Raw genomic sequence first — 26,966 nt, 5'->3', positions numbered from 1 at the left:
CGCTGCCCGATTTACGGCAGGTCGGCCGTTACAGCAGATCGATGAGGAACTGGATCAGCGGGGCATCGGCCGGCGGCATTGGAAAATCGCGCATCTGGCGCGGCCGCACCCATTTCAGCACCTGGCCTTCCTTCGGCTGGGCAATGCCGCGGAATCGACGGCAGACGAACAGCGGCATCAGCAGGTGAAAATCATCGTAGGAATGGCTGGCGAAGGTGAGTGGCGCCAGGCAAGGGATGTCGGTTTCGATGCCGATCTCCTCGTACAATTCGCGGATCAGGCATTGTTCCGGCGTCTCACCGGGCTCGACCTTGCCGCCCGGAAACTCCCACAGGCCGGCGAGTTGCTTGCCTTCGGGCCGCTGCGCCAAAAGCACGCGCCCGTCGGCATCGACCAGCGCGCAGGCCGCGACCAGGAGCAGGCGTTTGCCGATCGTATCCAAGCCGCTCATGCGCCGGGTGGCCGGCGATAGCGATAGCGATAGACTTCGTCGAATCCGAGCGAACGGTAGAGCGCCAGCGCCGGCGCGTTGTCAGCCTCGACCTGCAGCCAGGCTTCCCGCGCCCCGCGCAGCCGCGCCCATTTCAGCGCCGACCGGATGAGATGGCGGCCATGGCCCTGGTTGCGCACCGACCTGTCGGTGGCAATCTCGAACAGGCCGGCAAGGTCGCCGTCATGCACGCAGATCAACGTTGCCAGCGGTTCGCTGCCGGCCTCCAGCGCAAACAGCCCGGCCTCCGGCTGGATGGCGCCGATGATCTCCGACAGGCCCGGCCGCAGCGACACATCCGAGCCGCTCACCTTGAGCGCCGCGCCGATGAAACGGCTGATGTCCTTCAACGGAATCTGGTCCATGGCGTCGTCGAGCGTGGCGTCCGCCAGCGGCAGCCGCATGACCAGCGACTCCGCGAATATGCTCCAGCCCTCGCCGTCGAGGTACTTCGAAAGATCCGGCCCCGACAGCGGCGAGATGCGAAAGGTCAGCGGCCTGCCATAGGCGTCGAACCGACGGCTGGCGCGACCGATGCGCTCGGCAATGTGCTGGATGTCGCCCGGATCGAGCGGATTGACCGAATTCAGCCGCTTGGCCGGATGGCCGGCCGTCAGCCGCACCACCCAGGTGCCGTCATAATGGACGGCGGCCGCCGGCCAGGCGCGAAATCCGGCCGCCTCATAGCGGCGCACGATCGCCAACACGCTTGCCGGATGTCTGGAAGCCAACGCCATCAGCTCCGATAATCGCCGTTTATGGCGACATATTCCTTGGTGAGATCGCAGGTCCACACCGTCGCCTTGCCGCGGCCGATGCCGATATCGGCGCGGATGCGGATCTCGTCGCGCTTCATATACGCCGAAGTCGCCTCCTCGGAATAGGCGGCGTCGCGCTCGCCCTGATAGGCCAGGCGGTTGTCGCCGAACCAGATCGACAGAAGGTCGCGGTCGGCCGGTTCGCCGGCCTTGCCGACGGCCATGACGACGCGGCCCCAATTGGCGTCCTCGCCGGCGACTGCCGTCTTGACCAGCGGCGAATTGGCGATCGACAGCGCGATGCGCTTGGCCGAGCGGGCCGATTTGGCCCCGGTGACGGTGACCTCGACCTGCTTGCGGGCGCCCTCGCCGTCGCGCACCACCTGCAGTGCCAGCGATTTCAGCACCTTGCCGAGGGCACGGCGGAAGGCGCCGAGGCGCGCATCCTTGGGGTCGGAAATTGCCGGCGCGCCGCGCCTGGCGGCAGCACCCGTGGCGAACATCAGCAGCGTGTCGCTGGTCGAGGTGTCACTATCGACGGTAACCGCGTTGAAGGTCTTGGCCGTACCGCGCGACAGGAGGTCCTGCAGCACGGGTGCTGCGATCGGCGCATCGGTGGCGATGAAGGAAAGCATCGTCGCCATGTCGGGCGCGATCATCCCGGCGCCCTTGGCGATACCGTTGATGGTGACGTCGGCATCGCCGAGCTTGACCGTCGCGGTCGCCAGTTTGGGATAGGTGTCGGTAGTCATGATCGCCTTGGCGGCGTCGGTCCACAATTCCGGCTTGCCGTCCTTGACCAGCGCGGCCAGCAGATGGCTGAACTTGCCGGCGTCGAGCGGCTCGCCGATCACGCCGGTCGAGGCCAGGAACACCTCGCCCGCTGTGCAGTCGGCCGCTTTCGCCGCCACCTCGCCCGTGAGTGCGGTCGAGGCGCGGCCCTTCTGGCCGGTAAAGGCATTGGCGTTGCCGGAATTGACGACCAGCACGCGCGCCTTGCCCGCCGTGAGGTTCTGCCGGCAGAAGTCGACCGGCGCCGACGGGCATTTCGACCTGGTGAACACGCCGGCGACCGTGGTGCCGGCGTCGAACACCATGGCCAGCAGGTCGGTGCGGTTCTTGTATTTTATGCCGGCCTCGGCGGTGGCGATGCGCACGCCCTCGATGGCCGGCATCTTGGCATATTTCTTCGGCGCGAGCGGCGAAACCTGTGTGGACATGGAAGACCCCGGGCGGGAAAAATCGCGAAAGGAACGCCGGTTTGCCCGATAGCACGCGCCGGCGCAAGGCGTTTTCACAGCCGTTACGGGTGCCGGACGCCTGACACCTGCCGCGGCCGCAAGCAGGCTGTTGCAAATTTGTTGGCGTCGCTGCGACCCATAGCGCTATGATCCTGCCCCATGGGCAGGCTTGTGGTCTTGGCACTGGCGTTTCTGGGCTTTCTGCTGCTGCGGGCCGATGCGCAGACGGCGCGGCGCGTGGCGCTTGTGGTCGGCAACGGCAGCTACGCCGAAGCCGGCACGCTGGCCAATCCCGTCAACGATGCGCTCGACATCGCCGACAAGCTGCGCGCCATCGGTTTCGAGGTGATCGAAGGCAACGATCTCGGCAAGCGCGAGCTCGAACGCAAGATCGGCGAATTCTCCGATGCGCTGCAAGGCGCCGGTGCCGGGCTGTTCTACTATGCCGGCCACGGCCTGCAGGTCGACGGGCGCAACTTCATCGTGCCGGTCGACGCCAGGCTGGACATGCCGGTCAAGCTGCGGCTCGAGGCGGTGCCGATCGACGAGGTTCTCGACATCATGGAGCAGCAGACCAAGGTCAGCCTGGTCTTCCTCGATGCCTGCCGCAACAACCCGTTTGCCCGAAGTCTCAGCCGCAGCGCCACGACGCGCTCGGCGACGGCTCTCGCCGGCCTTGCCCAGTTCGAGTCGACGCGCGGCTCGTTCATCGCCTTCTCGACGGCACCCGGCGCCGTGGCAATGGACGGGACGGGACGCAACTCGCCCTTTGCGGCGGCACTTTTGCGGCATATGGCCGAGCCCGGACAAAGCATCAACGACATGATGATCGCAGTGCGCCGCGACGTCGTTTCCGCAACGCGCGAGGCGCAGCGTCCCTGGGAGCAGGGGTCGCTGCTCGAGCGTTTCGAATTCGTTCCGGGCGCAGACATTGCCCAGCAACCGAAACCGGCTGTCAGCCCGGCTCCCGCGTCGCAGGTGGCTGCGCTCGAACGCTCCGTCGGCGACGAGGGTGCCATCGAAAAATTCTTGCGCGAAAACTATCTGGCGCCTGATGTCAGGAGAATGCGCGAAACCGTCAAGCGGCTTTACGGTTCGTCGGCCACCATCTACGGCACGCGCTACGACAGCGAGGCGATCGTCAAGGTCAAGACCGACTGGTTCGCGCAATGGGCATCGTGGTCGTTCGGTCTCGAACCCGGCAGCCTTGAGGTGACGCCGCACGGCCAGGACCGTGCCGACGTGGTTTTCGCCATGCGCTACGACTATGTGCCGAAAGACAAATCGGCGCAGCGGCTGACCGGCAAGGCGCGGGTGACGCTGGAACTCGTGCTGGCCGATGGCGCGTGGCGCATTGCCTCGGAAACGTCGCAAGCGCTGGAATGAACATCAGCGGACCGCTGGGTTGATGAACCCGCGAAACGCCCGCTGCACGCCCGGAATCAGCCCCCAGATCATGATCGAGACCATCAGCGGCGCGATGACCAGCGTGCGCTGCCAGATTTGCCATTCCTGCGTCAGCGGAAAAACCACATACAGAATGGCAGTGATCAGCGGATACACGCCGAGCAGCACCAGCAGGGCGAAGCGCAGGCGCGAAAAGCGGGTCACGGCGGTCGAGTTCATCAAACTCTCCTTATCGTTACGGAACGTTTCGTTACATATAAAACGGATCGTTCCGTTTCGTCAAGAGTTGTATATGATGGCTGCTGAAATCGCGGGTAAGGAAGAAGAGATGGGCGAAATCACCGATCCCGGGCGCAAGTCGGCTGGCGCACGGCGTAGCCCGGAAAGCGCCGATGCCATTCTCGATGCCGCCGAGGCGGTACTGGTCGAAGCCGGCTATTCCGGCTTCTCGATCGAGGCGGTGGCGCGCCGCGCACGCGCCGGAAAACCGACGATCTATCGCTGGTGGCCAAGCAAGGCCGCCTTGCTGCTCGACGTTTACCAGCGGCAAAAGCGCGTCGACAATCCCGATACCGGGAACCTTGCGGAGGATCTCGTCGGCTTCCTGAAGAGCTTGTTCGCGCATTGGCGCGACACATCGTCGGGCAGCGTGTTCCGATCGCTGATTGCCGAGGCGCAGTCGGACGAAAAAGCCGCCGCCGCCCTCGCCGAATACGCAAGAGGGCGTCGCATCCACACCGGCCAGATGGTCGAACGCGCCAAGGCAAGGGGAGAGATAGCTGCCGACGTCGATGCCACTGTCGTCGCCGACCTGATCGCCTCATTCGCCTGGACGCATCTTCTGACGAACCGCCTGGACGAGGACGAAGCGACGCTGCGCAGGGCGGTCGGCTATGTCTTGAAAGGCATCGTCGCTGACGATGCCGGCGACGCCACGGCGGTCCGGCGGCGGCGTCGACGCATCATCGCTCGCCCTACCAAATAGAAGCGACAGGGCGGCAGCGCGCCCTGTTGTAGCCCAATCTGGCCTATTTGGCGCTTTCCAGCGCGTCGACCGTCTTCTTCAGGTTCGCATCGGGGATGTCGACCTTGGCGTTGGCGCGCAGCGACTTGACCAGCGCGAAATACTTGTCGCGGATGACCGCCTGGCGCGCCTGGTCCTTGACCTGGTCGAACGCCGGCGGCTGCTTGGTGCGCTTGTCCTCAACCTTGATGACATGCCAGCCGAACTGTGACTGCACCGGCTGGTCGGTATATTTGCCGACCGCCAGCGCAAACACCGCCTTGTCGAATTCCGGCACCATCTGGCCAGGTCCGAACCAGCCGAGATCGCCGCCGCTGGTCTTGCCGCTCGGATCGCTGGTGTGCTCGTTGGCAAGCTTCTGGAAGTCGGCGCCGCCGTCGAGCTGCTTGATGATGGCGTCTGCCTCTTCCTTCGTCTTCACGAGGATGTGACGGGCGTGCACCTCATTGGTGGGCGGCGTGTTGGCGATTTCCTGGTCGTAGCGGGCGCGGACCTCGGCATCGGTAACCTTGTCGACGACGCCCTTCTCGACCATTTCGCCATGCAGCGCGCGCTGCTGCAGGAAGGCCATGCGGCGCTGGAAGTCGGGATCCTTGTCGAGGCCGGTGGTCACCGCCTGAGCCGCCATTACGCGGATTTCGATCGCCGCCGACAGCGCCGCGGCGCGGCGCTGCTCGGGCGGAAGCTGCGCGAACTGCTGCGACAGCTCGCCCTCGGCAAGCCCAAGGTCTGCCTCGGTCAGCGTCTGGCCGTTGATGGTGGCGACCACGGCGTTCGGATCGACCGGCTTGGCCGCCGGAGCGGGTGCTGCCGGCTGGGCAGGGGCGGCTTCCTGTGCCATCAGCGGCGATAGCGAGAGGGCCGACAGCCCGAATGCCAGACCAAGGCTGGCGAGCGACGCGCGGCGGAACAATACTGACATTACGATTATCTCCAAAGCGGGGTAGCTAGAGCGGAATGGCTTCCAGACCAGCAAGATTGTGGCGGAATTTGGCGCGGTCGACAGGGCGAGCGCGGCGTTGACATCGAATGAGCCCCCTCTTATCTGTCCAACGACTTTGCGTCCAGAACCGTTTTCCGGGCGCTTTTTGCGTTTGTCCGCGTTCACGTGGAGTTGATGGGGCCAGCCGGCGCCCGTCGCAATGACTTGGAATGCTATCGAAAGGGCCATTGGATGGTCAGTCTCGGCGGTCTCGCCCGTAAGGTTTTCGGCTCCTCCAACGATCGTCGGGTCAAATCGACCCGGCCGCGCGTCGAGGCGATCAATGCCATGGAAAACGAGATGCGGGCGCTTTCCGACGCCGAGCTTCAGGCCCGCACGGACAAATTCCGCCAGGACATTGCCAACGGCGCCAGTCTCGACGACCTCCTGGTGCCGGCCTTCGCCACCGTGCGTGAGGCCGCCCGCCGCGTGCTCGGCATGCGGCCGTTCGACGTGCAGCTGATCGGCGGCATGGTGCTGCACAATGGCGGCATTGCCGAGATGCGCACCGGCGAAGGCAAGACGCTGGTGGCGACGTTGCCGGTCTACCTCAACGCGCTCGCCGGCAATGGCGTCCATGTCGTCACCGTCAACGACTATCTGGCCACGCGCGACTCCGAATGGATGGGCCGCGTCTACAAATTCCTCGGCCTCAAGGTCGGCGTCATCGTCCATGGCCTGTCCGACGAGGAGCGCCGCGTCGCCTACGCCGCCGACGTCACCTACGCCACCAACAACGAGCTCGGCTTCGACTATCTGCGCGACAACATGAAATACGAGCGCGCCCAGATGGTGCAGCGCGGCCATAGCTACGCCATCGTCGACGAGGTCGATTCCATCCTGGTCGACGAAGCGCGCACGCCGCTGATCATTTCCGGTCCGCTCGAGGACCGTTCGGAAATGTACAACACCATCGACACCTTCATCATCCAGCTGCAGCCGCAGGACTACGAGATCGACGAAAAGCAGAAGACCTCGATCTTCACCGAGGAAGGCACCGAGAAGCTGGAGAACATGCTGCGCGATGCCGGCCTGCTCAAGGGCGAGTCGCTCTACGACGTCGAGAACGTCGCCATCGTCCACCACGTCAACAACGCGCTGAAGGCGCACCGGCTGTTCCAGCGGGACAAGGACTACATCGTGCGCAACGGCGAGATCGTCATCATCGACGAGTTCACCGGCCGCATGATGCCCGGCCGCCGTTATTCGGAGGGCTTGCACCAGGCGCTCGAAGCCAAGGAGCATGTGGCGATCCAGCCGGAGAACCAGACGCTCGCCTCGGTCACCTTCCAGAACTATTTCCGCCTCTACAAGAAGCTCGCCGGCATGACTGGCACGGCGCTGACCGAGGCCGAGGAATTCGCCAACATCTACAATCTCGACGTCACCGAGATCCCGACCAACCTGCCGGTCATCCGAATTGACGAAGACGACGAGGTCTACCGGACGGTCGAGGAGAAATACAAGGCGATCGTCAAGGAAATCAAGGAAGCCCGCGCCAAGAGCCAGCCGACGCTGGTCGGCACGACTTCCATCGAGAAGTCCGAGCAGCTGGCCGAACGCCTGCGCAAGGAAGGTTTCAAGGATTTCGAGGTGCTGAACGCCCGTCACCACGAGCGCGAGGCGGCGATCGTCGCCCAGGCCGGCAAACCCGGCGCCATCACCATCGCCACCAACATGGCCGGCCGCGGCACCGACATCCAGCTCGGCGGCAATGCCGACATGCGCATCGCCGAGGAGCTTGGCGACATGCCGGCCGGCCCCGAGCGCGAGGCCAGGGAAAAGGAAATCCGCGACGACATCGCCCGGCTGAAGGAAAAGGCGCTCGCCGCCGGCGGCCTCTACGTGCTGGCCACCGAACGCCATGAATCGCGCCGCATCGACAACCAGTTGCGCGGCCGCTCGGGCCGCCAGGGCGATCCCGGCCGGTCGAAATTCTTCCTGTCGCTGCAGGACGACCTGATGCGCATCTTCGGTTCCGAGCGCATGGACGGCATGCTGCAGAAGCTCGGCCTCAAGGAAGACGAGGCGATCATCCATCCGTGGATCAACAAGGCGCTGGAAAAGGCGCAGAAGAAGGTCGAGGCGCGCAACTTCGACATCCGCAAGAACCTGCTGAAATATGACGATGTCTCGAACGACCAGCGCAAGGTGGTGTTCGAACAGCGCATCGAGCTGATGGACGGCGAGGGCCTGTCCGAGACCATCACAGAGATGCGCGAAGGCGTCATCGAGGAGATCGTCGCCAAGAACATTCCCGAAAACGCCTATGCCGAGCAGTGGAACGTCGCCGGGCTCAAGGCCGAGATCGCCGAATTCCTCAATCTCGATCTGCCGGTCGAGGACTGGGTCAAGGAAGAAGGCATCGCCGAGGACGACATCCGCGAGCGCGTCAGCCAGGCCGCCGACGCCGCCGCCAAGGAGCGCGCCGAGCGTTTCGGCCCCGACGTGATGACCTATGTCGAACGTTCCGTGGTGCTGCAGACGCTCGACCATTTGTGGCGCGAGCACATCGTCAATCTCGACCATCTGCGCTCGGTCGTCGGCTTCCGCGGCTATGCCCAGCGCGATCCGCTGCAGGAGTACAAGGGCGAGGCGTTCGAGCTGTTCCAGGCGATGCTGGGCAATCTGCGCCAGGCCGTCACCGCGCAATTGATGCGCGTCGAGCTGGTCCGCCAGGCGGCCGATGCGCCGCCGCCCGAGGCGCCCGACATGTTCGGCAGCCACATCGACGGCTTCACCGGCGAGGACGATTTCGAAGGCGGCGAGACGGCCGTGCTGGTCCGCCAGGAGACCAATGCCATCGTCGCCCCCGAAGACCGCGACCCGAAGAACCCGGCCACCTGGGGCAAGGTCGGCCGCAACGAGGCCTGCCCCTGTGGTTCCGGGAAGAAGTACAAGCACTGCCACGGGGCGTTTGCGTAAGCGCCACCTTCCTTCTCCCCGTTCACGGGGAGAAGGTGCCCGAAGGGCGGATAAGGGGCAACGCCGGCGCTTGCGACTAGCCGATCTCCCCACCTGAGGGGGAGATGGCCGGCAGGCCAGAGGGGGGCGCTGTCCCGCCGGTGTTCGTTATTTGCTCGCGGTTACAGGGCGCGTGGTATTAATCGTTGAGCACATCGGCCGTGTATTAGGCGAACCAGTGATCTGCTGCACAGAACCCGGAACTTGGACTACGCTATCAAGGGTGAACGACCTGCGATCCAAGCCTCCACGCGGCGCTTTGATTCCGAATGAGGAATATCAGGCTCGGTGCCTGATGGAAAAAGAGCTTCCTTCTCGTGAACGATGCGCCGACACCTCCCCGGTGCGAATTTGGCGGTCAACTCTTCTGCGTCAGCATAAAAACAGTAGGCTAGGTCTCTCTTGCCCAAGCAAGCAAGAGTATCGCCAATCCACTGTCTGGCATACGCTTGGTTGCTGATGTGATGCCTACTATTGTCGCTTTCTAGGGCCTTAGCCGATTTTCTGTAGCAGACCAATGCATCCTGATATCTTCCTATCATCTGAAGGCAGCGGCCAACATTCCCTAAAACTGTAGGCTCATCGGAAGCTGTATCGTTTGTAGGATTCACAAGATCCGAAATGTCATAGGACTTCACAAAGAATTCGAGCGCCTTTTCCGGTTCCCCACCATCTCTCTGCGCCAAAGCCAAGGTATGAGAGCAATCATAAATAGTGTCAACAGTAGAAGAGTCCTTAAGATCTTGCCCCTTTGTTGCCCATTCAATTGCCTCTGCATGTTTATGCCGTTGCCACAAAGAATAAGCTATCACGTCACAGTACTTAATATATCTCGCTGTTTTTGATGTTAGCGTTCGCCCGTACCTCTCCAGCATGTCGTCTGCATCTAAGAAAGCCTCGCTCTGGTCCAAACAGCTAATTAGCGCTGCCAGCACACCATCAAAGTGCTTCATTGTGGCCGCAGCAACCATCCAGTCAATCGCCTCAAAAAGCTTCTTGGCGACTCTGATGAATTCCTCGGAATGGCCTGAACCTATTAAAGCATCCTCAGCGCTGGCTAATGTGTTGAATGCATCGTCATACAGCCCCGCCTCAATCTCAAGTTCGGCTTTCTGAGACCAACGCTCTAGAAGAGGCAATGGCAAAAAAACACCCAGAAGGGACTCCAACCCACGGATTATTACGACATATTGATTGATCACCGTTTGAATAATTCCAAACCTTTCCGGTCGATCAAACGTCTTCCTAACAAAATGCCTGACAAGCGGATGGAGATCATATAAGTCTGGCGAATTTATTTCTGGCTTTACCACTATTAGGTTAAAAGAAATTAGCGACTTCATCGCTCTCCGAAAATTCTTATAATTTATCTGGGCCGATATGAATTGTTCTATCGTTGCTTCAGTCTCCGGACGCATCGCCTCTGCCATTACCCGCAGAACGGTGCGTTCCCGGTCCGCCAGAGTTCCCCAAATAGAGGACAGTACATCCGGGGTTCCACCACGTTCTCTTCTAATATCCTCGATCAATTTCCTCAACGTGGCCCCAGGAACACGCGCGACCTGCACTGCCAAGAGATCGAGCCAAAATACATGACCATCAGTCATTTGGTGGGCAGCTTCAATATCCTCCTTTGGCACGGAGGTTGACCCTAAACGCTGATGGAAAAGCTCAAGCGTCTCCTCTAGAGAGATGCCTCCCAGCGCAAGCGTGATTACACTCGCTAGATCGTAACTAACTTTCGGTCTACAAGTTATTATGAGTCTACTTGATGTATTTGAGCTAGAAAATTCTCTAACAAGATTATTTAATATACCAACAAACTGCAATTTTTCCAAATCAACATAGTAATCTACATTGTCCAATACAAAAACCAGCGAGAGGTCGAATGAAATTCTTATAAAAAGATCTACTAACTCAGCGTCTGTAGCAGTGTCGAGAGGAGTTTCGTAATCTTCTGCGTTCAAAATTCGCTCAATCGCCGCGATTATCTGAGTTCGAATTCGGTCCCCCTCCTCCTTGCAGTCTCGCCAATCCCAGTGACGAAAGGCTGTATCGCCACGCGATACCGAATGCAGGAATTTGGCAGCGAGTGTCGATTTTCCCTGACCGCCAATACCACATATTGCCACGACCTTTGCGTTGGTGGTTTCAAGCGCCCGAAGCTCTGGCTCCCTTCCTACCCATGCGTCAAAATTCGGTGGCCGGTCACATTCAAGATCCTTGAGCTTAAATTTTGGCTTATCCGGCCTAGCAGCAACTGCAGGTTGGCTACTTCGAGCTTGCGTGACAGTAACTCGGCCCTGCCAAAACTTGGCTAATTTCGGAAGAAAGGCGTGGCAATCGATATTGCTGTACAGTGTCACGCGATTTCTAGCCAAACCAGGATCAAGAACCGATTTTAGGTGCGAGCTGATGGCCGGAGCAGAATCATGGAACGCCCATAATATCTCGGGAAAGGAATCGGAATTTCCAACGATGTTTTCAATAGATGCCGTAAAAACATCCCTCCATCCGCCATATGCCAAAACGACTACGGTTTTATTGGCTAGATATCCAAGTAACGAATTCTGTAGAAACGGCCTTTTTTGAATTAACTGATTACCGGTGTGAAGAGTATCTGTACCGTACCAGTAGCCGTGTATATGCAGCACTTGGTAACCGCTGGCTTTACTCTGGCTGAAGTCACCGTCCGTATGAATCGCCGTTCTCCATGCGGCGGCGCCAGAACGCTTTATTGCCACTGAGATCAGGGGGTCGAAATTTGACGTCACAACCAAATTTCCAAATGGTGCGTCTTGGCTAGACAGTAGGTCCCCCAAAGCTTGCACGCCTGGACTGAGCACCCATCCGTCAACGTTGTCATCAAGGTGGACGAGTTGGTCGTCCTTCAAATCAGCCAGCTTCTCCACGACTGCAGCAGCATCAGGTCCTTTGTAGGCGCCAACCACCGCTTGCCTAATAACTCGGTTTGCGATGTCCTGTCCGCGCCTGCCTTGCAAGAATTGAAACGCCGCCTGATAACGGTTCTCGCTGTCCCGAACTTGGCGGTCGAATTCTGATAGTTGTTTCACATCGGAGGTAAACTGTCCCCGTATCAGCTCAACAACCTTTGATACCCCGGCGACTCCGCGCGCCTCCTCCCCGCTTGGTGCGGTCAAGGGAGCGCCAAGAACAAACACGATCTCTCTTTTTGACGCGACCGCCCCGTTTGTGAGCCTCTCAAGAAGCGCGTCTTCGTCAAAGAAATAGTGATCCCCCAACTCCAGCAAAATTGCCCCCTATGCCCGTCGACAAATGACATCGAATTTCAAGCCAATCACGATTCTGAAGCTATTGGCAATGAATTCTGCTTGACGCGGTTCGATCCGAAACTTTTCAGTATCCCATACGGGGTGCGCGAGCAGCTGGCAGTGCTTTTTTTATCCCCAGATCATCTTCAGGTGGCGAACGTGGTTCCGTGCGAGAGCATGGCAGCGCCAGGTCATCTATCGGGATTACTGGGAGCACAGACAAGCCCTGCAGGCCGAGCCCCCGTTAGCACCGCAATTCCGTCGCCTGCCATTCGTCAATGTCACTGGCATGCCAATGCCCGAGCAACGCCCCCCACCCAACCGTTTCTTAATGTGTCTCCGCTACACCCAACCCCTGTAAATTGGCGGAAAACGGAGAGTATTGGGTGCGCTTTTCCGCGGCGACGACAGCCGGGCGGTTCTTGCCGCAGCGCCTTGCGCTGCGCATAAGGCCGCTGCTTGGCCTGATCGATGCCGTCCTGTTCAGCGCCGGCGCGCGCGGCGAGGCCGGCCGCATGTCGCTGATCGCCTTTTCGGTCCGCATCGTCAGCGCCGTCATCGCCTTCGTCAGCCAGGTCCTTATGGCGCGCTGGATGGGCTCGTTCGAATACGGCATTTTCGTCCTCGTCTGGGTGACCATGGTCATCGTCGGCAATCTCGCCTGCCTCGGCTTCCACACCTCCGTCATCCGCTTCATCCCGGAATATCGCGAGCGCGGCATGATGGCCGAATTGCGCGGCATCGTGCGGGCCAGCCGGCTGTTCGTGCTGGTTGCCTCGACGGTGATCGCCGGCCTCGGCGCGCTCGGCGTCTGGCTACTGTCGCCCTTTATCGAGAACTATTATGTCGTGCCGTTCATCCTCGGCATCATCTGCCTGCCGATGATCGCCATGTCCGACTTGCTGCAAGGGCTGGCGCGGGCCAATTCCTGGGCGCTGTTTGCGCTGTCGCCGACATTCCTGGTGCGGCCGCTGCTGATCCTGGCGTTCATGGCGCTGATGCTGCTGGCGGGCTACGCGCCCGATGCCAGAACGGCGATCTTCGCCGCGATCGCCGCCACCTACGCCACCACGCTCGGTCAGCTCGTCGGCGTCACCTCGCGCATCGACAAAAGAATTCCGGCCGGGCCGATGAAGCTGCATTTCGGCCAATGGTTCATCGTCTCGCTGCCGATCTTCCTGGTCGAGAGCTTCTTCTTCCTGCTCACCAATGCCGACGTGCTGATGGTCGGCGCCTATCTCGATCCCAACGACGTCGCCGTCTATTTCGCCACCGTCAAGACGCTGGCGCTGGTGCATTTCGTCTATTTCGCCGTCAAGGCCGGCGTCGCCCAGCGCTATGCGCAGTTCACCCATGGCGAGCCGCACAAGCTCGCCGCCTTCGCCCGCGAAACCGTGTCGTGGACCTTCTGGCCGTCGCTGGCGATGGCGCTGCTCGTGCTGGCGCTGGGCGAGCCGATGCTGACCCTGTTCGGCCCGGAATTTTCCGCCGGCTATCCGCTGCTGTTCCTGCTGGTGTTCGGCGTCGTCGCGCGGGCCGCCGTCGGCCCTTGCGAAAGCCTGCTCACCATGAGCGGCAACCAGAACATCTGTGCCGCCGTCTATGCCATGACGCTGGCCTTCAACATCGCGCTTAGCGTCGTGCTGATCCCGCTCTTCGGTCTGTGGGGCGCGGCGATGGCCACCGTCTTCGCCATGATCTTCGAGGCCGGCGCGCTGTCCTTTACGGTCTGGCGCAAGCTCGGCATCGCCATGGTCATTTTCGTGCCCGCCAAAGGAGCCGCCTGATGGCTGCCGTCCCCTTGCTCGAGGAAACCAGCGGCGGCCCGGCCGGCGCCATGGTGTCCGGCCTTGCCGGGCTTGCCCGTGAAGCCGATCCCGCCCATGTCGAGATCCTTGCCAACAACCGGCCCGAGCGCAAGCTTGCCATCTATCCGGCCTCCGCCGGCTTCGACCTGGTCGAGGAGCTCGACTATCTCTGTACCCGCACGATCGAGCCCAACGTCTTCTTCAATCCGCGCTTCCTGGCGCCGGCCATGCCCAGGCTGGAGGACCGCGAGGTGCGGCTGGCCGTCATCCGCGACGGCGACCAGTATCGCAACCGGCTGCGCCTGCTGGTGCCGTTCTCGGTCGAGCGGCCGATGGTGCCGCTCGGGGTTCCAGTCATGCGCACCTGGTCGAGCCCGTTCGGCCCGATCGGCACGCCGTTGGTCGACCGCGACGATCCGATCGGCGTGATCGAGGATTTCTTCTCGATGCTGTCCAGGCCGCATCTCAAGCTGCCGAAAGTCTTCGTGCTGCCCGACATAAGGCTGGACGGCCCGGTGGCGAGCCTGCTCGCCAGCGTCGCCGAAACGCGCGGCCTGACGCTGGTCACCACCGGCAAGGCCGAGCGCCCGGTGCTCGAAAGCGCGCTCGACGGCGAGGAATATCTGAAGGCCTCGCTGCGCGCCCACCATTATCGCGAGTTCCGTCGCCTGAAACGCCGCCTCGCCGACCTCGGCCGGCTGCAGCATGTGGTGGCGCGCGGGCCGGACGAGATCCGCCATGCCATCGAAAATTTCCTGACGCTGGAGGCAGCCGGCTGGAAAGGCCGCGAGCGCACCGCCATGGCGATCGACCGCTACCGCGCCGCCTTCGCCCGCGAAGCGGTGCACCGGCTGGCCGAGCAGGATCTCTGCCGCATCCATTCGCTGACGCTCGACGGCCGCACCATCGCCTGCCTGGTCGTCTTCGTCGAGGCCGGCGTCGCCTACACCTGGAAGACCGCCTATGACGAGACGCTCGCCGCCTATTCGCCGGGCACGCTGCTGATGATCGAGGTGACCAGGCAGCATCTCGACGACCCCAACATCATGATGACCGATTCCTGCGCGGTGCCCGACCATCCGGTGATGAGCCGGCTGTGGAGCGAACGCAAGCCGATGGGCACGCTGGTGATCGGGCTGACGCCGGATGCCGACCGCCCCGCCCGCCAGGCGGCGTCGCAGCTTCACCTCTACCGCGAAACCCGCAACATGGCGCGCCTGCTGCGCAACCGGATGAGGAGCCTGCTGCGCCGGCGCTAGTGCATGGGGTCCAAAGTGGGCCCGACCGTCCGTCTCTGCACCGTCGGCCCGCTCGGGCCTAGGTCGTCAGGGTTAATTCTCCCGATCAGCGGAAAGGATTAGCATCGACGCAGTCCCAACCGGGATGAGGCGATCAATTTCGGCCGCGCGTCCAGCATCACTGCCGCCTCGGTCCTGCACGGCCAGAAGAAAAAAATCTGGGAGGAATGCATGATGAAAACAACTCACCTCAGGCGTGTCGGTATCCTCGCCTTGGCAGGTCTCATTGGCGCGTGTCTGAACGCCGCCACTCCTCGGGCGGCCGAACCCGACAAAGCCGAGATCGATGCCCTGCGTAAATCGCTGTCCAGGTATGAAGACTACAAGGTTGCCATTCGCGAGCTTTATCTATCGACGGTAGGATGCGTCTTCTACAGCGGCGAAAAGGTAGAGGGGGCGATGGATTACCCGAAGGGCGCGATGGGCATCCATTTCGTCAACGTCACGACTGTCGGCCCGACCGCGGATCCGACGCGCCCCAATGTGCTGATCTATGAGCCGGTCGGCGGCGAATTGCGCCTGGTCGGCGCGGAATGGCTCGTGCCCTTGACGCCGGACACAAAGGAGCCGCCGAAGCTCTTCGGCCAGACATTCCAGGGGCCGATGGAGGGGCATTATCCGCTCATCCCGAAGGAGTTCCACCACTACGACCTTCACGCCTGGCTGTTCAAGGACAACCCGCTCGGAATGTTCAGCCCGACGAACCCGGACGTGAAATGCGACAACTATCCGTTTCCGATGCCTGAGCAGCCGACCAAGATGGTGCCGGGGCCAATGTAATAGCGGCCGGGCTGCGATCCGAGCCTACCAGGAAAGGCAGCCGGACCTCAAAGGCGTTATCCCGGAGGACGCTCCTGGGATAACGTCCAACCAAAAGTCCGTGCTCGGAACTTCGGACTCGTTTTGCCGTTTTGGCAATCACGACACTGCCGCGAATTCACAAGGCGTTCCAAGGAGCCGACCGCGAAACGACGGGAGGACCAAGTGAAAAGTCTGATCCAGACAGGATTATCCGCAGCCGTTTCGGGTACGATCGTCAGCTTCGCCACGACAGCTGCATTGGCCCTGCTTGCCAGGCGGGAAGGCAAAGGCGCCCTGCAGCCCACGAATGCGACCAGCCACTGGCTCTATGGCGAGCAAGCCGCGTCCGTGCGGCGCGGCGACGTGGCGCACACGCTCGTCGGCTATGGCACGCATCACGCTTCCTCCATGTTCTGGGCATTCCTTTTCGAACTATGGCTCGCCTCGAGGCCGCCGCGTCCGTCGCTTCTGATATTTCGCGATGCGTTGGCGGCAGCGGCCATTGCCGCGGCAACAGATTGGCAACAGATTATGGCTTCGTGCCGAAGCGGTTGACGCCAGGTTGGGAGACGGTGCTGCCGAAGCGATCTATCGCGGCGACTTTTGCGGTGATGGCGGTCGGTCTAGCGATGGGCGGCATGATCAACAAGGAATTGCGCCGGCAGCATTAGGGACAGGGATTTGAGACAGATGCTTCGCACGGCGCGTTCACATCATCGCGACGGGCGGATCGCCGCGCTCGTCCCATTCTGCGGCATCTCCACCTCATCGGGAACCTTTCTCAAGGGACATGGTTCCGAATGTGCGGCGAAAGCGTGCTGCTCATTCCTGCTATCGCCAAGGAGATTCGACCATGAAGCTTCGCGAGTTGTTGGATCAAGTAAAGGACCTGCCGCCGGACACCTTGGTCTGTGCCGCCGAAATCGATGAAGCCTTTGCAGTCAACGTTGTTGGCGTTGAAGCTGTCGAGAGCGCCAGAATCCAAAGCCGCAAACCGGATGGCACCGAAGCTGTCGAACTCGCCAACGGGACCGACAAAGTCATCGTGATCCGCTGGTGAAAACCGGGGAAGTTGCGTTCAACAGCATGACGTTCCGCTCCACTGTGGGGCGCTGAATTGCGAATGCTGGCAGCGTATCGATGGCGGCGGTCGCCTATGGCTTGGCGGGCATGGCTTGGACGAAAGCCGCCATCTGGCGTTCGAGCGCTTTGAACGCGCTGCCGCGCCAGCTCTCGGCCATGGAGGCCGATTTCGGATCAGGGAAGATTTCCTCCTCCCCTCGCGCCATGCCGTCCAGGATACCTTTCGCGACGCTCTCCGCGGAGCTCTTCGGTATATCGGCGTCTCTGCTCATGTCGGTGTCTATGGGACCGGACAGGACTGCATGAACGCTCACGCCACGAGCGCCGGCGAGAGCACGCAGCGATTGCGTCATGGAAAACGCGGCGGCCTTCGATAGTGAGTAAGACGGAATAATCGGGAAGGGAACGAGAGCCGCTTCCGACAGGATGTTGACCACGGCGCCGCGCGAATTCGTGAGCAGCGGCAGGAATGCGTGGGTTACGCCATGCACGCCGAGCAGGTTGACGGCGAGGTGTCGCTCGAGCGCAGCACGATCGCCAAGATCGTCGTAGAGCCCGATGCCGGCGTTGTTGATGAGGATATCGAGAGACCCGATCCGCTCGACAGCCGCCCCAATCTGCACCGCATCGGTCACGTCCAGGATCAGCGGCGTGACGCGCCGATCCGCGTGGGCGAGCGGTTTGCGCGCGCCGGCATAGACGCGCTTGGCACCCCGCCTCAATATTTCCTCGACCAGCGCCTTGCCGAGGCCGCGATTGGCCCCGGTCACGAGAACGGCTTTGTTTGTGACTTCCATCGATTTCGGCACGGCGATCTCTCTTCCTCTTGCATGAATGCAAGCCATTCGTTCTTGCATCATGCAAGTAGGCTATGGTTTTCTGTTCCCACGCTTGGACGCCGTCTGCCCCGTTGCATTGCTCCAGGGCAGCCGGCGCCGTGACCGGGCGAACCTTGCAACTAGGACCCGACTTCCAATGTCGTGTAGGAGATCGGCGAAGGCCGCTCCAGGAAGGCGCCGGTTATGGCCGAAACGAAATTCTTCGCGTCCGCCGAGCGTAGAAAAGCGTCGCGCTCCTGCTTCGATGCCCAGCGCTCGACGCAGATGGTAACATGGGGCTCTGCCTCCGAGCGAAAGACGCTATAGTCGATGCACCCGCTTTGCTTGCGGGCCGCCCCCGCCACGTCCCGCAGGGCATTCCGCACCTTGCTTTCGATGCCGGGCTTCGCCGCTGCCGTCGTCATGACGATCATCTCGGCGCCATCGCCTGCCGCCTTGCGCTCGACGGCGCCGAGGTCCTCGTTTTGCGGCACAACCGTTGGGTTGGCGTTCTCTTCGCCCTTGTTGGGTTGCCCCTTGCCCGTCGAAATCAGGTCGCGGAGACTCGCGACATAGAAGCGCCACGATTCATGGCAGACATCGTAGCATTCTTCGCTCGGCTTCAGCCCGACATGGGTGAAACGCAGCTCGGTCCCCTTATCGGTCGGCGCGATCTCGAAGACCACGTCCGTGCCGGTCCACTCGGTCGCATCCTTGACGAAGTTGAAGTAGTTCTGGACGACGTGCCAGACGACCTTCTTGCCAGGCACAAGCTCCGTGACCTTGAATGTGCCGCGGTGGATATCCTTGAAATGATAGTAGAATATCGCACCGAGCTTGTTGGTATCGCCATCTATATCTTCCGACCACCAGGCTCGCGGATTGACAACCGCGGCAAAAACCTCTTCGGGGCTTTGCTTAACGACGAATGACGTCGTGTAATCTTCTTCCTTTTTCATAACATATCTCCTGTCTGGATCTGATTGGTTGATGGACACCCGAAATCTCGGGCGATGAAGTGGAGCGACACTCTCTCGACCTCTGTCGCTTGCATCATGCAAGCACAATTGCGTACTTGCATGATGCAAGTCAATAGGGTATGTTCACACCATGCTTGGTCGTCTCTATGAAAAACAAAACTGCTCGGCCTCACGCGCCCTGGAACTGGTCGGCGAGCGCTGGAGCCTGTTGATCCTGCGCGACGCGATATTCGGCGGCTGCACGCGCTTTTCGCAATTCCAGAAGAGCCTGGGGATCGCCACCAACATCCTGGCCAAGCGCCTCGAGGATTTCGTCGAGGCCGGCCTGATGGACCGTCGCCCGGGTGCCGCCGGCGAGCAGGCCGACTACGTCCTGACCCGGAAGGGGCTGGAATTCAAAACGGTCATTATCGCGCTGACCGAGTGGGGCGACAAATGGGTGCGGCCCGGACCCATCGTCTACTGCGACCAATCCGACGGCAAGCCGGTCGAGGTGCAATTGCGTCGCGCCGGCAATGGCAAGCGGGCCGACTTCGCCGACGTCGTGGCGGCCCTGCGCTAGGCACGGCGGCGGCTCCGGCCCGCAGCACGATCCAAGACGAAGCTGTTTCGCATCGTGCCATAATGCCCGCATATCTCACCTCCCGAGGTTGCATCCGTGGGCCGGGTCTGGTGGGTAGTTCGCGGGAGGAAACATGTCCGTCGGGCAGCGATCGACTTTGCGGCAACGTCTTCTTGCGGGACCGCGGCACGCCTGATCGCGTGCGGTGAGGAACGCCAGATTGCGCTTGGGGCTGGTCCGCGCACCGTTCAGCGGAAGCTTGGGCAGCTTGCGGCAACAGGCAAGACGCAACCATTCGGTGGCCGTCGAGGGCGTCGTGGACGATCCCACCCACGCCATTGGATTTAACAGGAAGTGGCGTGGGAATTTTAGGAAATGGTGCCCCTAGCCGGGATCGAACCAGCACTCCTTGCGGAACTCGATTTTGAGTCGAGCGCGTCTACCAATTCCGCCATAGGGGCTCAGGCCGGGCGGCCTGGATGGGCGCGGACTATACGGTTGGAGGCCTGTTCGTCAACTGGCCAATTCCCGAGACCCCATGTAGCTCAAACCCAGGCTTTCGATTTCGTCGATCGGAGGCTTCGGTCTAAAGTGGGCATCTCAGCCCGTTTGAACCCTTCTACCGCAACAGCGGAATGCCGATGAATACCGACGCCCCATCCATGAGCCAATGCGCCGTCGCCAGCGGCAGGATGCGGCGCACGCGCAGGTACACGAGGGTGATGAATGTCGAATGCGCGATGGGTGCCAAGAGCCGGTAGAGCATGAAGTGTGGGTCGAACGTCAGCGGCATCACCGCATGCTGAAACGACCAGGAAAACGCTACGACGGCAACGGCAAATCCCGTGCTTCCCGACAAGACTTGGAAACGCGGCAGAAGATAGCCGTTATAGGTGGTCTGCTCCGTAATGCCCCAGACCAACGGAAAGATCAGCACCCCGTAGAGCGCAGGCAAGAGCGGCAAAGGTCCGTATATTTGCGGTGCGTCAGGGTTGCCATAGACCAACAGGCTGCTGGCGGTGATCCCAGCGTAGATGAAAACGAGGCTCGGGAGGATGAGCGCAACGCCCAACAACAGATCGCGCCCCAAGCGTTTGCGATCGAAACCGACCAAATCGAGCAACGTGATGCCCTCGCGCCGCGCAAGGCACCAAAGGAGTCCAAGGCAGCCCGCGTCGATCAAGCTGCCATATACCGGCAGCCAAGCCCGTGCGTCGCGCCAGGGCGTCGCCGAACCGTGCGCAGCGTACACGGCCGCAACCAGGCCCTGCGCGGCAACAGCGAAAGCCGACCGCGCGAACAACATCAGGGCGGGGCCGGACCATGTCAGCGCGCCGGCAGATCGCCGCTCGAGAATGGCGGCACGGGAGTTCGGGATTATGGCTTCGCTCATGATCGATGAAGTTGGGATCGGCTTCCGAACGTTATGGTGGAAACGAGTTCAGCCAAGTCCGGTTTCCGGAGTGAAAGCAGAATGTATCGAGCCGGCCATGAGCAAAACATCATCACCGAGGGCGGCTCACATCTCCTCGAGGGCGTCGGCAATATAGCCGCCGGTCTGAAGCTTCCACAGTCGGGCATAGAGCCCGTCGCGCTCCAGCAGCGCCGATGGTTTTCCCTCCTCGACGATGCGGCCTTTGTCGAGGACGACGATCCGGTCCATCCTGGCAATCGTCGACAGGCGATGGGCGATGGCGATCACAGTTTTGCCTTCCATCAGAAGAGCGAGCTTGTCCTGGACCGCCGCCTCGGCCTCGCTGTCCAATGCGGACGTCGCCTCATCGAGAACCAGGATTGGCGCGTCCTTGAGCAACACCCGGGCGATCGCGACGCGCTGACGCTGGCCGCCGGAAAGTTTTACCCCGCGGTCGCCGACGAAAGCGTCGTAGCCGGTGCGGCCTTCGCCATCTCTGAGATCGGCGATGAAGCCGTCGGCCTCGGCCAGCATCGCGGCGCGCTCCAACGCCTCCGGCGGGGCATCGGGCCGGCCATAACGGATGTTGTCGCCGACGGAGCGATTCAGCAGTGAGACGTCCTGGGTGACGACGCCGATGCTCTCCCGAAGGCTGGCCTGGGTCACGCTGCGGAGATCCTGCCCATCGATCAGGATCGCGCCGCCCTTCAGCTCGAAGAACCTCAGGAGCAGGCTGACAAGGGTCGACTTGCCGGCCCCGGAGAGGCCGACGAGCCCGACCTTCTCGCCGGCGCGCACGGTGAGCGACAGGTCTTCGATCACCCGTTGACCCTCGCGGTATTCGAACTGGATGTTCTTGAACTCGACTTCGCCGGCCGTGACGTCGAGCGGCTTGGCGTTCGGCGCGTCTTTTATGGTCGGCGGCGTCGTCACGACCAGCATTGCGTCGCGGATCGTGCCCACCGCCTGGAAAATCTGCTGGCCCATCTGCAGGAAGGCACGGGAGTTGGCATTGAGCCGCTGCACGATGGCGATCGAAGCGGCGAACTGACCAACCGTGACGAAGCCGGCGACAAATCCCCAGAGCCCTATGGCAACGTTGGTGAGAAAGAGGGCAACGTTGAGCAGGACGACGCCCATATCGGTCATCAGATAGATGCGCCTTTCGCGCTGCTGGGTCTCGATGGCGTTTTCCATCACGGTCCGCATCGCGCCCGCCTCGCTGTCTTCCGCCGCAAACAGCTTGACCATCTGAATGTTGCTGTAGAGGTCGGTCATGGCGCCGACCACGAGGCTTCGCCCCCGCGCCGAGCGGCGCGACCGCTCGGAATATTGGGGTACCGCCACCACCGCAATGGCGATGTTGGCGGAGATCCAGAGGAAAACCGGAAGCGCAAGCGGCCAGGACAACGCGCCAAGCAGAACGAGCGAACCGACGAGTTGCACCAGAAACAGCGGTATTCTGTAGAAGGCCACGACGATCTGCTGCTGCACGGCGGATGCGACTTGCGAAATGCGCGACGCCACCTGACCTGCGAAGAGGTCGTGGAAGAAGGCAAGATCCTGACGTTCCACCGCCTTGTGGCCCTGCCACTGCATCGCCGCCGGCATGCATACGGCCACCGTCTGCGAGTTCAGCGCATTGCCCACGAAGATGAGCAACGGCAGCACGGGGAAAACCAGCACGCCGAGCACGACCAGCGTCGGCCAGTCCTCCTGCAGGAAAACCGCCGCGCCCTTCGCGCTCACCCCATCGACGACGAACGAGGCCCCCCAAATCGTCGCAAGGTTGATCCCCTCGACCGCCATCATCAGGACGGTAATGGCCGCAAGGGTGCCGCGGAACATCCGCGCAAAATGCAGGAGCAGCGCAAACGGCCCGCTCGCAGGCAGCGGCGCGGGTGGAATATCCAGCGGACGGATGAGCTTCTCAAAGGCGCGATAAATGAAATCAGACAACGACATGGCGGCGCAAAGGGCGAAGCAGGGAGAGAGGATGCGACAGGAATCGCCGGTATTTAAACACGGATCGTGTTCGGCCGGAAAACCCACGATGTAATTGGAAACTGCCTTGACGCACTTCAGGCAGGCAAGTGTTCGACGCCATGGCTTGCTCGTCAATCAACTGGCCAAATCCCGACATCTGGGCTCGCTCAAGCCTCAGCCTTTCGATTTCGTGAAGCAGCTGCCATTGTGCAGCGCGGAAAATCTTTCTAGACAGGCGGCGCATGTCATTGAAGCGCACCTTGTCCGACGAGGTTGATGCGGGGCGCTTCCAAGTCTTGTTTGTACATGTCGTGATCCCAAGACCGCTTCTGGTTTGGGCGTGCATTAGGAGTGCCGATGCTTCGCGGACTTTACGACTGGACCTTGTCGCTGGCGGCGAGCAAATCGGCCGAATGGTGGCTTGCCTTCATCGCCTTCGTCGAGAGCTCGGTGTTCCTGGTGCCGGCCGACGTCCTCTATCTGCCGATGGCGCTGTCGCGGCCGGATCGCGCCTATCGTTACGCGCTGGTCGCCACCGTCGCCTCGGTGCTGGGCGGCATCGCCGGCTGGTTCATCGGCCATTATGCCTATGATGCGGTGGCGCGGCCGATCCTCGAATTTTATGGCAAATATGACGAGTTCGAAGCGATGCGCGTCTCATCGGGTGTCGGCTTCATCATCCTGATGCTGGTCACCTCCGGCCTCGCCCATCTGCCGCCGATCAAGGTTGTGACGATCCTGTCGGGCGTCATCGGTGTTCCCTTGCTGCTGTTCATCGTGCTGGCAATCGTGGCGCGCGGTGCTCGCTTCCTGTTTCTCGCGTGGCTCTTGCGCCGCTATGGCGAGCCGATCCGCCACTTCATCGAAAAGCGCCTTGGCCAGCTTGCAGGCGCCGCCGCCGCTGCCCTGATTTTGCTCTATATCGTCGTCAAATACGCCGTCTGAACGGCATCGAACCGAATGGACTGAGTCCGATGACAGCGACCGTGAATGCCGATACCGGACGCCAGCGGCTGCGCACCGCCCTGTTTCTCGCTGTCGCCATGGCCGCCACGGTCGGCTCGGCGCTGGCCTTCCAGTATCTCGGCGGCTACATCCCCTGCAAGCTCTGCCTCGAGCAGCGCACGCCTTACTACGTCGGCGTGCCCTTGATGCTGCTGGCGGTGCTTGCGTCGGCTCTTCACGCGCCAGCCTGGGTAAGCCGTGGCCTGCTGGCTATTGGCGGCCTGCTGATGCTCTACGGCGTCTATCTCGGCGTTTATCACTCCGGCGTCGAATGGGCGTGGTGGCCAGGCCCGACCGATTGCACTGCAGCCGCCGGGCCGGTGGACACCGGCGGCAAGGGCGTGCTCGATGCGCTCGACAAATTCGTCCCGCCCTCCTGCGACAAGGCGGCGCTCCGCATCCTCGGCCTGTCGCTGGCCGGCTGGAACGCCATCGCCAGCTTTGTCCTGGCAGTCGTAGCCTTCCGCAGCGCCTTCGCCCGCGACTGAGCGGCACAACGCAGAGTTCGTCCAGAAATTCGTCAGGCCGGAGTGCATGACGTGGCTTTCGAGAACCGGAGCGGAGCGTACTAAAGTACGTGAGCACCGGAAGCGCAGAAAGCTGCGTCAGGCGACCGGTATGGCGGATTTCTGCCGAACTCTATGGCTCGAGTTCGACATCCCAGTACAGATAATCCATCCAGCTTTCGTGTAGATGGTTGGGCGGGAACAGCCGGCCGTTATTATGCAAATCATGCACCGTCGGCTGGTAGGGCTTCTGCAGCGGCCACATCTTGGCGTGGGCCGGCATCATGCCGCCCTTCCTCAGATTGCAGGGCGAGCAGGCAGCGACGACATTCTCCCAGGTCGTGGCGCCGCCGCGATGGCGAGGAATGACATGGTCGAACGTCAGATCGTCCGGCGTGCCGCAATATTGGCATTGGAAACGGTCACGCAGGAAGACGTTGAAACGGGTAAACGCCGGATGCCTCGACGGCTTCACGTAAGCCTTCAGGCTGACGACGCTCGGCAGCTTCATCGAAAAGGTCGGTGAAGAGACGGCGTGTTCGTATTCGGCGACGATGTTCACCCTCTCGAGGAACACCGCCTTGATGGCATCCTGCCAGGACCAGAGCGACAGGGGGTAATAGCTGAGCGGACGGTAATCCGCATTCAGCACCAGCGCTGGAAGCCCATCCGGAGATACGGCAACCGTCACGTCGTTGACCTCCTTCACCCTAGAACCGGTCGACGCGGATACTGTAAGCCCGACATGACAGGGATGTGAAGCGGATTGTCGATCATGCCGGGTCTCAAAAACGCATGATTTCAATGCTTTTTTGCGGATTCAGGCCGGAGGCGCGGCATCCCTGCCCTTCAATTCGCGATAATAAGCCCAGAAAAGCCGCGATGCGACACCGCGCCACGGGCTCCATGATTCGGCAAGCCGGATCAGCATTTTCTCCGGCGGACGCGGGTCGATGCCGAGTGCATGGCCGACCGCGCTCTGCAATGCAACGTCGCGCGCCGGAAAGATATCTGGGTGTCCGGCGGCAAACAAAAGGTAGACTTCAGCCGTCCACGAGCCGACGCCCGGCACCTTGGTCATGGCCGCGATCGCCTCGCTTGCATCGAGCCGGCACAGGTGATCGAGGTCGAGTCCCTCGGCCACCGCCCGGGCGACGGCAACCAGGCCGCGCTGCTTGGGCCGCGACAGCCCGGCCTCGCGAAAGATCGCCTCGTCGGCGGCAAGTATCGCCTGCGGCGTCAGCGGATCGAGCAGTCTCGTCAGCCGGCCGAAGATGGCATCGGCGCTCGCGCGGGACACTTGTTGTGAAACGACGATCGAGGCAAGGCTCCTGAACCCCGGCTCCGACAGCCTGAGCGGCACCTCGCCGGCCATGCCGCGCACTTTTTCCAGGCGTGGGTCGAGTAAGCATAGCCTATCCAGCCCTTGCGCAATGTCGTCGAGACTGGCGATGCGTTGCATGTCTGCTTGTTCCAAAATCAAAAGTGCCGCACGCTTCGTCACGTGTCCCTCTGGACGCACGACGCCACCGGCGCAAAGTAGCAATTGGCGAAAGCGCCACACAACCCGATTGCCGCCGGACAATGACACTGCTGACATTCCGCTTCGCGCCGAGCCCGAACGGCGAACTGCATCTCGGCCATGCCTATTCGGCGCTGCTCAATCAGAAATTGGCAAAGGCGGCGGGCGGACGCCTGCTGCTGCGCATCGAGGATATCGACACGACGCGCTGCACGCCGGAATTCGAGGCAGGCATTTTTCGCGACCTGAAATGGCTGGGGCTTGGCTGGGAGGAACCGGTGCGCCGGCAGTCCGAGCATTTTGCCGAATATCGGGCGATGCTCGAGCGGCTGATCAAGGAAGAACTTGTCTACCCGGCCTTCATGAGCAGAAGTGATATCCGCGCCTTCATCGCCGACAGCGAGAAGCGTGGCCGCGACTGGCCGCGCGACCCGGACGGCGTGCCGCTCTATCCCGCCGCCGACAAGGCGTTGACGGCGAGCGAACGCAAGCGGCGCGTTGCCGAAAATGTGCCATTTGCCTGGCGGCTGGACGTCGATGCTGCAATAGCGCGCGCCGGCAAGGACCTGTCATGGGCCGAATACACGGACGAGACGCTCTCCGCGACGCGTCGTGTCGAAGCCCATCCGCAGGATTGGGGCGACGTGGTCGTGGCGCGCCGCGAAATCCCGACCAGTTATCACCTCGCCGTCACCATGGACGACGCGCTGCAGGGCGTCAGCCATGTCGTGCGCGGCCAGGACCTTTATTCCGCGGCCAGCGTGCAGCGGCTGCTTCAGCAACTGCTTGGCCTGCCGCAGCCGGCCTATTTTCACCATCGCCTGATCCTCGGCCCGGACGGACGAAAACTGTCGAAGAGCCTTGGCAATACCGGCCTTGCCGCCCAGCGTAAGGCGGGCGCATCGCCCGCCGATCTCAAGCGGCTGGTCGGTCTCTAGACTAGTGCGCGTCCATAAACGGCAAGCTGCTGATATTATTGAATGAATCCTGATTTTGGGTAGGCAAGGCCCGGCGGGTTCAGATA

The 26,966-nt window shown here is 61.6% G+C and carries 24 protein-coding genes and 1 tRNA gene; 12 read left to right on the top strand and 13 right to left on the bottom strand.

The window, feature by feature from the left end; translation table 11 throughout:
* Positions 1-28: 28 nt before the first annotated feature.
* From NKI70_RS29420 to argJ, 3 genes are read right to left on the bottom strand one after another with little or no spacing between them, the layout of a single operon-like run.
* The gene (locus NKI70_RS29420) at positions 29-451 is read right to left on the bottom strand and encodes a (deoxy)nucleoside triphosphate pyrophosphohydrolase (RefSeq protein ID WP_023677979.1); all 423 of its coding nucleotides are present in this window, start codon (positions 449-451) and stop codon (positions 29-31) included.
* Complete coding sequence (locus NKI70_RS29415; protein WP_352570524.1) at positions 448-1,227, bottom strand: GNAT family N-acetyltransferase; 780 nt, start codon at positions 1,225-1,227, stop codon at positions 448-450. The genes NKI70_RS29420 and NKI70_RS29415 overlap by 4 nt, the downstream gene beginning before the upstream one ends.
* Positions 1,227-2,468 (bottom strand): bifunctional glutamate N-acetyltransferase/amino-acid acetyltransferase ArgJ, encoded by a 1,242-nt coding sequence (gene argJ, locus NKI70_RS29410; RefSeq protein WP_352696739.1) that lies wholly within the window; start codon positions 2,466-2,468, stop codon positions 1,227-1,229. The genes NKI70_RS29415 and argJ overlap by 1 nt, the downstream gene beginning before the upstream one ends.
* 180 nt (positions 2,469-2,648) lie before the next feature.
* On the opposite strand from argJ, the gene NKI70_RS29405 reads away from it, so the two are divergent.
* Positions 2,649-3,875, top strand: a complete 1,227-nt coding sequence (locus NKI70_RS29405; protein WP_352725776.1) for a caspase family protein — start codon at positions 2,649-2,651, stop codon at positions 3,873-3,875.
* 3 nt (positions 3,876-3,878) lie between these two features.
* Here NKI70_RS29405 and NKI70_RS29400 read toward each other — a convergent pair whose 3' ends face one another.
* Positions 3,879-4,115, bottom strand: a complete 237-nt coding sequence (locus tag NKI70_RS29400; protein ID WP_352471336.1) for a putative antibiotic biosynthesis monooxygenase — start codon at positions 4,113-4,115, stop codon at positions 3,879-3,881.
* 109 nt (positions 4,116-4,224) lie between these two features.
* Between NKI70_RS29400 and NKI70_RS29395 the strand changes: the two genes are divergently transcribed.
* On the top strand, positions 4,225-4,881 hold the full coding sequence (locus NKI70_RS29395; protein ID WP_352677711.1) for a TetR/AcrR family transcriptional regulator: 657 nt from the start codon (positions 4,225-4,227) through the stop codon (positions 4,879-4,881).
* 43 nt (positions 4,882-4,924) lie between these two features.
* Here the strand turns inward: NKI70_RS29395 and NKI70_RS29390 are convergent, their stop codons facing one another.
* On the bottom strand, positions 4,925-5,842 hold the full coding sequence (locus tag NKI70_RS29390; RefSeq protein WP_352456658.1) for a peptidylprolyl isomerase: 918 nt from the start codon (positions 5,840-5,842) through the stop codon (positions 4,925-4,927).
* 252 nt (positions 5,843-6,094) lie between these two features.
* On the opposite strand from NKI70_RS29390, the gene secA reads away from it, so the two are divergent.
* Positions 6,095-8,827, top strand: coding sequence for a preprotein translocase subunit SecA (gene secA, locus NKI70_RS29385; RefSeq protein WP_352696743.1), 2,733 nt, complete (start codon positions 6,095-6,097; stop codon positions 8,825-8,827).
* A 248-nt stretch (positions 8,828-9,075) separates the two neighbouring features.
* On the opposite strand, the gene NKI70_RS29380 is transcribed toward secA, so the two are convergent.
* A complete protein-coding gene (locus NKI70_RS29380) occupies positions 9,076-12,138 on the bottom strand; it encodes an NB-ARC domain-containing protein (RefSeq protein ID WP_352725774.1) in 3,063 nt (1,020 codons plus the stop codon).
* A gap of 407 nt (positions 12,139-12,545) precedes the next feature.
* On the opposite strand from NKI70_RS29380, the gene NKI70_RS29375 reads away from it, so the two are divergent.
* From NKI70_RS29375 to NKI70_RS29355, 5 genes are all read left to right on the top strand, one after another.
* Positions 12,546-13,946 (top strand): lipopolysaccharide biosynthesis protein, encoded by a 1,401-nt coding sequence (locus tag NKI70_RS29375; RefSeq protein WP_352696747.1) that lies wholly within the window; start codon positions 12,546-12,548, stop codon positions 13,944-13,946.
* The gene (locus NKI70_RS29370; RefSeq protein WP_352696749.1) at positions 13,946-15,226 is read left to right on the top strand and encodes a GNAT family N-acetyltransferase; all 1,281 of its coding nucleotides are present in this window, start codon (positions 13,946-13,948) and stop codon (positions 15,224-15,226) included. The genes NKI70_RS29375 and NKI70_RS29370 overlap by 1 nt, the downstream gene beginning before the upstream one ends.
* Positions 15,227-15,439: 213 nt before the next feature.
* Entirely contained in the window at positions 15,440-16,045 is a 606-nt protein-coding gene (locus NKI70_RS29365) for a hypothetical protein (protein ID WP_502897732.1), read from the top strand.
* Positions 16,046-16,249: 204 nt separating this feature from the next.
* Positions 16,250-16,621, top strand: coding sequence for a hypothetical protein (locus NKI70_RS29360; protein ID WP_352696753.1), 372 nt, complete (start codon positions 16,250-16,252; stop codon positions 16,619-16,621).
* A 298-nt stretch (positions 16,622-16,919) separates the two neighbouring features.
* Positions 16,920-17,126 (top strand): hypothetical protein, encoded by a 207-nt coding sequence (locus tag NKI70_RS29355; protein WP_023677964.1) that lies wholly within the window; start codon positions 16,920-16,922, stop codon positions 17,124-17,126.
* Positions 17,127-17,220: 94 nt separating this feature from the next.
* On the opposite strand, the gene NKI70_RS29350 is transcribed toward NKI70_RS29355, so the two are convergent.
* The gene (locus NKI70_RS29350; protein ID WP_352570536.1) at positions 17,221-17,958 is read right to left on the bottom strand and encodes an SDR family NAD(P)-dependent oxidoreductase; all 738 of its coding nucleotides are present in this window, start codon (positions 17,956-17,958) and stop codon (positions 17,221-17,223) included.
* Positions 17,959-18,107: 149 nt separating this feature from the next.
* Entirely contained in the window at positions 18,108-18,926 is an 819-nt protein-coding gene (locus NKI70_RS29345; RefSeq protein WP_352696757.1) for an antibiotic biosynthesis monooxygenase, read from the bottom strand.
* A 151-nt stretch (positions 18,927-19,077) separates the two neighbouring features.
* Between NKI70_RS29345 and NKI70_RS29340 the strand changes: the two genes are divergently transcribed.
* On the top strand, positions 19,078-19,509 hold the full coding sequence (locus NKI70_RS29340) for a winged helix-turn-helix transcriptional regulator (protein WP_352456668.1): 432 nt from the start codon (positions 19,078-19,080) through the stop codon (positions 19,507-19,509).
* A 376-nt stretch (positions 19,510-19,885) separates the two neighbouring features.
* On the opposite strand, the gene NKI70_RS29335 is transcribed toward NKI70_RS29340, so the two are convergent.
* The 3 genes from NKI70_RS29335 to NKI70_RS29325 form a co-directional block, all read right to left on the bottom strand.
* Positions 19,886-19,970: transfer RNA gene (locus tag NKI70_RS29335), tRNA-Leu, on the bottom strand.
* Between the two features lie 158 nt (positions 19,971-20,128).
* Positions 20,129-20,902, bottom strand: a complete 774-nt coding sequence (locus tag NKI70_RS29330; protein WP_352570539.1) for a CPBP family glutamic-type intramembrane protease — start codon at positions 20,900-20,902, stop codon at positions 20,129-20,131.
* Positions 20,903-21,028: 126 nt separating this feature from the next.
* Positions 21,029-22,888, bottom strand: a complete 1,860-nt coding sequence (locus NKI70_RS29325) for an ABC transporter ATP-binding protein (protein ID WP_352696759.1) — start codon at positions 22,886-22,888, stop codon at positions 21,029-21,031.
* A gap of 378 nt (positions 22,889-23,266) precedes the next feature.
* Between NKI70_RS29325 and NKI70_RS29320 the strand changes: the two genes are divergently transcribed.
* Positions 23,267-23,854: a YqaA family protein gene (locus tag NKI70_RS29320; protein ID WP_352570542.1), complete on the top strand. Its 588-nt coding sequence runs from the start codon at positions 23,267-23,269 to the stop codon at positions 23,852-23,854.
* A gap of 29 nt (positions 23,855-23,883) precedes the next feature.
* Positions 23,884-24,402, top strand: coding sequence for a disulfide bond formation protein B (locus NKI70_RS29315; RefSeq protein ID WP_352570543.1), 519 nt, complete (start codon positions 23,884-23,886; stop codon positions 24,400-24,402).
* A 151-nt stretch (positions 24,403-24,553) separates the two neighbouring features.
* Here the strand turns inward: NKI70_RS29315 and NKI70_RS29310 are convergent, their stop codons facing one another.
* Together NKI70_RS29310 and NKI70_RS29305 are read right to left on the bottom strand one after the other, a co-directional pair.
* Complete coding sequence (locus NKI70_RS29310; protein WP_023677956.1) at positions 24,554-25,111, bottom strand: HNH endonuclease; 558 nt, start codon at positions 25,109-25,111, stop codon at positions 24,554-24,556.
* Positions 25,112-25,240: 129 nt separating this feature from the next.
* The gene (locus NKI70_RS29305) at positions 25,241-25,882 is read right to left on the bottom strand and encodes a DNA-3-methyladenine glycosylase family protein (protein WP_352725772.1); all 642 of its coding nucleotides are present in this window, start codon (positions 25,880-25,882) and stop codon (positions 25,241-25,243) included.
* A gap of 122 nt (positions 25,883-26,004) precedes the next feature.
* On the opposite strand from NKI70_RS29305, the gene gluQRS reads away from it, so the two are divergent.
* Complete coding sequence (gluQRS, locus tag NKI70_RS29300; RefSeq protein WP_352570545.1) at positions 26,005-26,880, top strand: tRNA glutamyl-Q(34) synthetase GluQRS; 876 nt, start codon at positions 26,005-26,007, stop codon at positions 26,878-26,880.
* Positions 26,881-26,966 lie beyond the last annotated feature (86 nt).

Source organism: Mesorhizobium sp. M0500, assembly GCF_040321165.1.
Classification (GTDB): domain Bacteria; phylum Pseudomonadota; class Alphaproteobacteria; order Rhizobiales; family Rhizobiaceae; genus Mesorhizobium.
The sequence above is the reverse complement of the archived record's forward strand: the minus strand, read 5'-3'. Positions and strand labels throughout refer to the sequence as shown.